Source organism: Frankia sp. CcWB2 (assembly GCF_977927585.1).
Genome location: NZ_CDWRCM010000092.1, coordinates 1 through 5623, shown reverse-complemented (window position 1 = coordinate 5623; position 5623 = coordinate 1). Strand labels below are relative to the sequence as shown.

Below are 5623 nucleotides of genomic sequence, written 5' to 3'. Positions count from 1 at the left end.
GCCATTCGGATCATTGAACGGCGCCGACTGGGACCGGATCGTCGGGGTGAACCTGCTGGGTACCGCGGCGGTGGTCCGCGGCGCGCTGCCGTATCTGGAGACCTCCGGGGGGCGCATCGTGACGTGCGCCTCCACCCTCGGGCTTCGGGTCGCGGGCGACGCATCGGCCTACTGTGCGTCGAAGTTCGGCGTCATCGGGTTCACCCGGGCGCTGGCGGAGGAGTTCAAGGGTCGCCTCGGCGTCACGCTCCTCGTGCCGGGCGGGATGACGACGGCCTTCTTCGACGACCGTGACGAACAGTACAAACCGGGACCCGACGCCAAGCTCAACCGGCCGCAGGACGTGGCCCGCGCCGTGCTGTTCGCCCTGGCCCAACCGGCCGGGTGCGAGATCAGGGAGCTGGTCGTGACGTCGTCCTGGGAAACCTCCTACCCTTGATCGCCAGCTCGATCACCGGCTCGCCCGGGGGCACCGGGACGTCGCGCGGTCGCGCGGGACCCGGAAACAACGGCCCCGCGCGACCCGGGAACAACGTCGTCGTCCTGCGCGCGCTCGGGCTCGGTGACCTGCTCACCGGCCTGCCCGCGTTGCGGGGGTTGCGCCGGCACCTGCCGGCGGCGCGCATCGTCCTGGCGGCGCCGCGCTGGCTCGAACCGCTGGCACTGCTGTCCGGCGCGGTCAACGGCGTACTCGACACGGCGCCGCTGGGACCGGTGCGGCTCGACCGACCCGACCGACCCGACCTGCTCGAGCGACCCGACCTGCTCGACCGGCCCGGCCTGGCCGTCAACCTGCACGGCCGCGGACCGGAGTCCACCGCGACCCTGCGCGCCGCGGACCCCCGCCGACTGTGGGCCTTCGACCTGCCCGCAGGCCTCCGCTGGGACGAGCCCGGTCCCGATGAAGCGCCCGCGGGCGCCGAGGAGCAGGCCGAGGAGCACGAGGTGGTCCGCTGGTGCCGGATGCTCGCCGCCTACGGGGTGCCCTGCGACCCGAGGGACCTGGCTCTGGACCGACCCGCCCCATCCCACCGGCCAAGCCAACTAAGCCGGCTCGACCGGCTCGACCGGCTCGACCGGCTCGACCGACCCGACCGACCCGACCTGCCCGCCCGACCCGACCAGACCCCCGGACCCGACCAGTCCGACCAGGCTGCCCCGCTCATCGGCGTCACGCTGGTCCATCCGGGCGGGGCCGCCCCTGCCCGCCGCTGGCCGGTCGACCGGTGGGTGAGCGTGGCCCGGGGCCTGGCCGGGCGTGGTCACCGGGTGGTCGTGACCGGCAGCCGCCCGGAGGCCGCCCTCGCCACCGAGGTGGCCCGTCGCGCGGGGCTCCCCGCCGCTGCCGTCCTCGCCGGCGACACCGACCTGCTCGGGCTGTGTGCCCTCGTCGCCGACGCCCGGCTCGTCGTGGCCACCGACAGCGGGGTGGGACACCTGGCCACGGCCTACGGCATCCCGTCGGTGCTGCTGTTCGGGCCGGTCTCACCGGCCGCGTGGGGCCCCGCCGGACCGCCCGCGCCATCGTGCCCTGTGGGCGGGCCGTCGCGGCGATCCATTCTCCGCAGCCCCCGATCCGGGCCTGCTCACCCTCACCCCGGCCGATGTGCTCGACGCCGTCGACGCCGTCGACTCAGTACGGAGGTTCTGCGGGTCCGGGGGTCTCGGCGCGGGGTTTGGACCGCGGCCGAGGGGTCATCCTCGCTGCATGACTACCGCCATCGAAGGGGACGTAATGAAGTAACAAATACGTGATCGAGAGCATCATCGCAGGTCACAGGCCTGTGGAGGGTTCGAAACGCGCAAGTTATTTCATTTCGACTCCGAAGCGCAGAAGTATCTCAAGGGAATCGACTATCCGGCCGATCGCGCGACAATCGTGAAAAAGGCGAAGGAGAACGGGGCGGACGAGTCCATCATCCAGGCCCTCGAACACATACCGGACCGTCAGTACAACGGGCCGAACGCCGTCTCGAAGGAACTCGGCGGCCAGTCCTGACGTCCGCCCCGGCACATCAGATGGCACATCGGGTCCCCATCCCCGGATCCTGTGGCCAGGACCCTACGGCCAGGCGGCCGCGATCGACACGACCCGTCGGCATGGCATGGCACGACCTGCCGGGCCGGCCGCCGGGCCATTCGCTCAACCCGCACCCATGATCGCCTCCGCGATGAGGAACGCGGCGACAAGCGGGACGACGACGCCGACAGCGATCAGAGTGATGGCCATCGGGGTCCGATTGGGCGGGCCCGGTCCGGCGTTGGGCTGATCGCCGCTGACCGCCCCAGCCATGGAGTCCTCGCCGGGCGGCGTCTCCCCTGGGGGCACCCCGCCACCGGATTCAAGACCGGTGGCGACCGCGGGGTCGGGATCGATGGACGAGCGGGCGGATCCCGGCGGCGCCGGGCCCGGACCGCCCGCCGGACCACCCGACCGGAGATGGCCGGAACGGGGTCGGGCGGCATGGGCCGGTCCGGGCTGCGGGTGGCGGGAACGGGGATCGGTGGGCGCCATGACAACGGCATGCCCCACCCGCGCCCTCCTACCCCACCCCACCCGATTCGCTGTCCACCGGCCCACCCCGCCTTGCCCCGCCCTGCCCTGCCCCACTCCGCCCGGGATCCGATGGTGGGAGGCGACCTGCCGGCGGGTGGTGGTGGTGGTCCGAGGCCGGATATTCCGTGGCTTTCCGCTCGCTGAGGGGCAGCGGCTCAGCGCACGCCGCGCGGGCGGAACTGAACACTGATCCGCGGCCCCACCGGCCGCGCCGTCTTGGGCACGGCATGGTCCCACGTGCGCTGGCAGCTGCCTCCCATCACGAGCAGGTCGCCGTGACCCAGGTCGTGCCGGATCGTCGGACCGCCCCCGCCCCGAGGCCGCAGCAGCAACGCCCGCGGAGCACCTAAGACGGCGATCGCGACTATGGTGTCGCGGACACCACCCGGCCCGACGCGATCGCCATGCCAGGCCACACTGTCACGCCCGTCGCGATACAGGCACAGCCCGGCGGTGGCGAAGCCCTCGCCCAGCTCGGCCGCATAGTGCTCGTCGAGGACCCGCTTCGCCGCGTCGAGCGCCGGGTCGGGCAGCGACGCACGCTCGTCGTAGAAGGCGAGCAGCCGGGGAATGTCGACGACCCTGTCGTACATCGTCCGTTGCTCCGCCCGCCAGGGGACACGATCACGCAGCCGCTCGAAGAGCACGTCGGCTCCAACGATCCAGCGGGGCCGCACATCGACCCACGCGCCCCGCGCGAGCCCGACTCGCTGGACGGACGTCCCGAGTGGACCGACCTCGACCGCCGGGGCGTCATCGAGCAACGAGGCCTGGAACGCCGCGATCTCCATGCTTCGACATTATCAAACACACGTTCGAAGACGGGTCTGCGACAGGCCTGCCGACCCGACCGCCGTCACAGGTTGACAGGCGAGTAATCGGAGCAGGAATAGACGAAGGTAGCCGGCGGGGTCCCCTCGAATCGCATCGTTCCGATGTACGTCGCCCCCGTCAGCGACTTCCGCGAGGTCTTCAGCTCCACGACAGGCTTACGGATCCCGCCTTCCGACCGAAGGCACGACGTAGCCGGCACCCGGAGATCCGCCGCTCCCGCGGCGGCGAACAACACGACCGTCCGACCGGCTCCGACGCGTACCTCCAGCACATTCACGAAGTAGTTGTCGTCATAAACGCTCACCGCCACCGACGGCATCGTCACCGTGCCGAGGAGCGCAGGCGAGTAGTCCGCCTGGCACGAGTAGCGGAAACGGTAGCTTCCCGGCAGCGCGAGCGAGAACGTCAGTGTTCCGGAATACCGTCCGGAGGAGCTCACCGGCACCTCGGCCTGGACGGGAAACAGCCGGAACTCGCGAGAACCCGACGAGACCAGCACGCAGGATGTCCGCGGATCCCGCAGGTCGCTACGGCCGGTCGCGTCGAATCCGACCCGCAGCAGGAAGCCGTCCTGCCGGCTTCTGGTGAGAGTTGCGTAATAGTCGGCGCTGTACTGCGACACCCCGGGCGCGGCGGCGGAGAAGGAGGGCACGACGGTGAGCTCCTGGGACGGTCGGGGGGAGCCGGCTGCGGTGGCCGAGCTCGTTCGCGCCCCGGTCCCCGCACTGGTCCCCGCACTGGTCCCGGCCCCGCTCCCCGCACCGCTCGCGGCCGCGGACGGCGATACCTTCGGGACGCCGTCTTCCGGTCCGGTCGCGGCCACCGTCGAGGACGCGGTGCCGGTCAGGGACCCGTCGCCCGGATGGGTGCCGACACCACCGCGGGCGAGGAACACCCCGGCCAGGATCGCGAGGACGGCTGTCAACGTCCCGGCCACGAGCCACACCCGTCCCGAGGGGCGGCCAGGCGCCCCGGGCGTCCCAGGCATCCCGGAGTCGGGCCACCGCGAACCGCCTGCCTCCGGCTCGCCGACGGGCGGCAGCAGGGCCGTTGCCGGTCGCGAGACCGTAGGTACCCGCGGCAACAGCGGTGTCGGTGCCTGTGCCGGCGGTGGTGCCGGTGGCAGCGGTGGTGCCGGTGGCGATACCGGTGCTGGCACCTGTGGCGGTACCAGCACCGGTGATGCCGGTCCCCCGGCCGCGAGGGAGGCGAGGGCGCGCGCGGCAGCCGCGGCATCCAGCCGGACTGCCGGGTCCTTCTCGAGCATCGCCTCCAGCACCGGCTGGAGCCGACCGGCGAGCACGGTCGGGCGCGGCGGTTCGAACAGGATCGCGCTGAGCAGCCCGGCGGTCGTGTCGGCCTGGAACGGTAACCTCCCCTCCACCATCTGGTAAAGGGTGACTCCCAGGGAGAACACGTCACTACGTCCGTCCGCGGGCTGACCGCCGAGCCGTTCGGGAGCGACATAGGCGATGGTGCCGACCACTCCGGCTGCGGTCATCCGACTGTCGTCGTTGTGCGCGGCGATACCGAAGTCGGTGACGAGTGCCCGGCCATTCTCCGCCAGCAGGATGTTGCCCGGTTTGATGTCGCGATGAACGACGCCCTTCGCGTGGGCGAAGGCGAGGGCATCGGCGACCGCGGCTCCGATCGACGCCGTCTCATCCGGCCGTAGCCCGCCCGATCCCCGCAGCCGGTCCGCTACCGACCGAGCCGGGATGATGAGGTCCATGACGATCCACGGCAGCCCGCCGTCCTCGACCACGTCATGGACGCTGACGATCCCGGGATGACCCCGAAGGCGGGCGGCGTTCATCCCTTCCCCCCGTGCGCGGGCGATCCGTTCGGTCCACTCCCCCGGCGTCGAGTCGACGGGGATCGAGACTTCCTTGAGCGCGACGTCGACCCGCAGCATCTGGTCGGTCGCCCGCCAGACGGCCCCCATCCCGCCAGCCCCGAGGCGATCCTGGAGTCGGTAACGGCCGGCGACGACCAGTCCCGCATGGCCTACCACGGTCCTCCCCGATCCTCCCCGTCCGTGCCCGTTCATGCCGTCCGTGCCCGTTCATCGGGCAACTTCTCTGGACGGCTACTTTAGTGAGGGTTCCGTGGATGTCTCCCCGCCGGCCCGGTCGGCCCGGTCGGCCTGATCCCGACTTACCAGGCCGCCGATCGCGCACTCGTCGTGGGACCGCCGAATTCAGGGGAGGAAGTAACGTAAACATTCACGTA

5 protein-coding genes and 1 pseudogene are annotated in these 5623 nt (G+C 71.5%); 3 read left to right on the top strand and 3 right to left on the bottom strand.

The window, feature by feature from the left end; all coding sequences use genetic code 11:
* The 3 genes and pseudogenes from ACY45C_RS11570 to ACY45C_RS11560 all read left to right on the top strand — a co-directional run.
* On the top strand, positions 1-439 hold a 439-nt coding region (locus ACY45C_RS11570; RefSeq protein ID WP_462187617.1), incomplete at its 5' end, for an SDR family oxidoreductase.
* 104 nt (positions 440-543) lie between these two features.
* Positions 544-1744 (top strand): annotated as a pseudogene (locus tag ACY45C_RS11565) (glycosyltransferase family 9 protein).
* Positions 1745-1747: 3 nt separating this feature from the next.
* Positions 1748-1999: a DUF2795 domain-containing protein gene (locus tag ACY45C_RS11560; RefSeq protein WP_462187628.1), complete on the top strand. Its 252-nt coding sequence runs from the start codon at positions 1748-1750 to the stop codon at positions 1997-1999.
* A 144-nt stretch (positions 2000-2143) separates the two neighbouring features.
* On the opposite strand, the gene ACY45C_RS11555 is transcribed toward ACY45C_RS11560, so the two are convergent.
* The 3 genes from ACY45C_RS11555 to ACY45C_RS11545 form a co-directional block, all read right to left on the bottom strand.
* Complete coding sequence (locus ACY45C_RS11555) at positions 2144-2533, bottom strand: DUF6480 family protein (RefSeq protein ID WP_462187616.1); 390 nt, start codon at positions 2531-2533, stop codon at positions 2144-2146.
* A gap of 179 nt (positions 2534-2712) precedes the next feature.
* Positions 2713-3348 (bottom strand): alpha-ketoglutarate-dependent dioxygenase AlkB, encoded by a 636-nt coding sequence (locus tag ACY45C_RS11550; RefSeq protein WP_462187615.1) that lies wholly within the window; start codon positions 3346-3348, stop codon positions 2713-2715.
* A gap of 65 nt (positions 3349-3413) precedes the next feature.
* Positions 3414-5405 (bottom strand): serine/threonine-protein kinase, encoded by a 1992-nt coding sequence (locus ACY45C_RS11545; RefSeq protein ID WP_462187614.1) that lies wholly within the window; start codon positions 5403-5405, stop codon positions 3414-3416.
* Between the last annotated feature and the right edge of the window lie 218 nt (positions 5406-5623).